Origin of the sequence: Pseudomonas sp. R62, from assembly GCF_000257605.1 — a bacterium.
Lineage (GTDB): Bacteria > Pseudomonadota > Gammaproteobacteria > Pseudomonadales > Pseudomonadaceae > Aquipseudomonas > Aquipseudomonas atacamensis.
Window position 1 is genome coordinate 2,172,023 of sequence record NZ_JH635998.1, and the last position, 2,840, is coordinate 2,174,862.

The 2,840-nt window shown below is 54.4% G+C and carries 5 protein-coding genes; 4 read left to right on the forward strand and 1 reads right to left on the reverse strand.

The genetic code is table 11. The features are described from left to right. On the reverse strand, positions 1 to 186 hold a 186-nt coding region (locus tag OQK_RS31170; protein WP_038860846.1), incomplete at its 3' end, for a DnaA N-terminal domain-containing protein. Positions 187 to 752: 566 nt separating this feature from the next. On the opposite strand from OQK_RS31170, the gene rpmH reads away from it, so the two are divergent. The 4 genes from rpmH to yidC form a co-directional block, all read left to right on the forward strand. Continuing rightward, on the forward strand, positions 753 to 887 hold the full coding sequence (rpmH, locus tag OQK_RS29190) for a 50S ribosomal protein L34 (protein WP_003213577.1): 135 nt from the start codon (positions 753 to 755) through the stop codon (positions 885 to 887). Positions 888 to 903: 16 nt separating this feature from the next. Next, positions 904 to 1,305, forward strand: a complete 402-nt coding sequence (rnpA, locus tag OQK_RS10785) for a ribonuclease P protein component (RefSeq protein ID WP_038861178.1) — start codon at positions 904 to 906, stop codon at positions 1,303 to 1,305. Then, positions 1,298 to 1,543, forward strand: coding sequence for a membrane protein insertion efficiency factor YidD (gene yidD / locus OQK_RS29195; RefSeq protein WP_027901580.1), 246 nt, complete (start codon positions 1,298 to 1,300; stop codon positions 1,541 to 1,543). The genes rnpA and yidD overlap by 8 nt, the downstream gene beginning before the upstream one ends. Positions 1,544 to 1,545: 2 nt before the next feature. Then, positions 1,546 to 2,840, forward strand: a 1,295-nt coding sequence (yidC, locus tag OQK_RS10790) for a membrane protein insertase YidC (protein ID WP_038860848.1), incomplete at its 3' end; no start/stop codon positions are given.

The window sequence follows — 2,840 nt, forward strand, 5'->3', positions numbered from 1 at the left end:
CAGTTCAAGGACGCGGCCCAGGTACTTTTCGTTGACCCAGTCCAACACGAAACGATTCGGTGCGTAAACGCGCAACTCGTCGCCTTCGGCTTCGACCTGTAGTGGACGGATCCAGGTGTTGAATTGTTGGGCAGGCAGCTCTTCGCGCAAAAGCTCCACGCACTGCTGCCAAAGTTCCACTGACACGGATATCCCCTAAGTTGAAAGCCGGTGAGGCAAAAACAAGCGGCCATTGTAGCGGCGAGCGATTCACTTATCCACATGCAGGTAGGTTCGTCACCATCATTTATCAACGCGTTAACGCATTAAAAGGCGACCAACGGCTTGTGAATAAGCCCTGTGGATAAATTCCCCTGAGAGCACTGGACAACTGGGGGCTAAACCCGGTGGATAACCAGCCTGTGGATAACAGTCCATTCCACGCACAGCTTATCCGATAGCGCAGCACAGGCTGAACACGGTTTTCCACTGTAGTTGTCATTCTCTGTACATCCCGTGGAATAAGGCTCTATGACAGTTATCCACAGAAGATGGCGTGCCTAGCTTTTACAAGCTTTACAGAAAAGCTTTAAATAATTCCCTTCTTTATTTCTATATCTGGCTGACAGGCGTTCAAGCTAAAAACCTGCCCGGATCTATTTATAAGGAAACGCTGGTTGGAAATTGACCTGAAGGCTTGCTTTCTCTAGAATCCCCGGTCTCTTAAAACGGGGGCCATTCCGGCCCGTTGTGGACGAACCAGGTAACACGACATGAAACGTACTTTCCAACCAAGCACTATCAAACGCGCTCGTACCCACGGTTTCCGTGCTCGCATGGCTACCAAGAACGGCCGCGCAGTCCTGTCGCGTCGTCGCGCCAAAGGTCGTGCGCGTCTGGCAGTTTGATAATCCGGTACTGGAGGTGAGTCAGGACTTCAGTCGGGAAAAGCGTCTGCTTACCCCCCGGCATTTCAAGGCAGTCTTTGACTCCCCTACCGGCAAGGTTCCGGGGAAAAATCTCCTGCTCCTTGCACGCAACAACGATCTTGATCACCCCCGTCTCGGGCTGGTTATCGGGAAAAAGAGCGTAAAGCTCTCCGTTGAGCGCAATCGCCTCAAACGTCTGATGCGCGAATCGTTCCGTCTGCACCAGGATTCACTGGTCGGCTGGGACATCGTTATCGTCGCGCGCAAAGGTTTGGGTGATGTAGAAAACCCCGAATTGATTCAGCATTTCGGCAAACTCTGGAAGCGTCTGGCACGCAACAAGCCCGTTCCGGCAGTCAAAACCGACACTGTAGGGGTAGACAGTACCGATGCGTAAACTGGCCCTCGTTCCGATCCAGTTTTATCGCTATGCCATTAGTCCTTTAATGGCCAGCCACTGTCGCTTCTACCCCAGTTGTTCCTGCTACGCGTATGAAGCCATTGAAAATCATGGCCTTCTGCGCGGTGGCTGGCTGACCTTTCGTCGTTTAGGTCGCTGTCATCCGTGGAATCCCGGTGGTTATGACCCGGTTCCACCTGTCCCTACCTCCCGTTCTTCTTCGATGGCCGAGTAATCATGGATATCAAACGCACGATCCTGATCGTCGCCCTGGCAATCGTGTCCTACGTCATGGTTCTTAAATGGAACCAGGATTATGGCCAGGCTGCCCTGCCGACTCAGAATGTTGCTTCCAGTACGACTACATCCGGTTTGCCGGACACCGCCACTGGCACAAATGCCGCCAGTGACGATATTCCGCGCGCCGCCAGCGATACCAGCGCACCTGCCGAAACGCCGGTCGCCGCCAGCAAGGATCTGATTCAGGTCAAGACCGATGTGCTCGATCTGGCGATCGATCCGCAGGGTGGCGACGTTGCGCAACTGACTCTGCCTTTGTATCCACGTCGTCAGGATCGTCCTGACGTTCCGTTCCAGCTGTTCGATAACGGCGGCGAGCGTGTATATCTGGCGCAAAGCGGTCTGATCGGTACCAACGGCCCGGATGCAAACCCGGCCGGTCGTCCGGTTTATTCCTCGGAGAAGAAGGTTTACCAACTGGCTGACGGTCAGGATCAACTCGTCGTTGACCTTAAATTCAGCAAGGACGGCGTCAACTACATCAAGCGTTTCACCCTGAAACGTGGCCTGTACGACGTCGCTGTCTCCTACATTGTGGATAACCAGAGCGCTCAGCCCTGGAACGGCGCAATGTTTGCCCAGTTGAAGCGCGATGCCAGCGCTGATCCTTCGTCGACCACTGCTACTGGCACCGCGACTTACCTGGGCGCTGCCCTGTGGACAAGTTCCGAGCCGTACAAGAAAGTGTCAATGAAGGACATGGACAAGGCACAGCTCAAGGAAACCGTCACCGGTGGTTGGGTAGCCTGGCTGCAGCACTACTTCGTGACCGCGTGGATTCCGGCCAAGGGCGAAAACAACATCGTCCAGACCCGTAAAGACAGCAAAGGCAACTACATCATCGGTTACACCGGTCCTACTCTGACCGCTGCTCCAGGTGCAAAAGTTGAATCCAGCGCTGTGCTGTACGCCGGTCCGAAAAGCCAGGCTGTACTGAAAGAGTTGTCCCCAGGTTTGGAACTGACCGTCGACTACGGCATTCTGTGGTTCATTGCCCAGCCGATCTTCTGGCTGCTGCAACATATCCACGCCATCGTCGGTAACTGGGGCTGGTCGATCATCTTCCTGACCATGCTGATCAAAGGGATTTTCTTCCCGCTGTCGGCCGCCAGCTACAAATCGATGGCGCGCATGCGTGCCGTGGCTCCGAAACTGGCTGCGCTGAAAGAACAACATGGCGATGACCGACAGAAAATGTCGCAAGCCATGATGGAGCTGTACAAGAAAGAGAA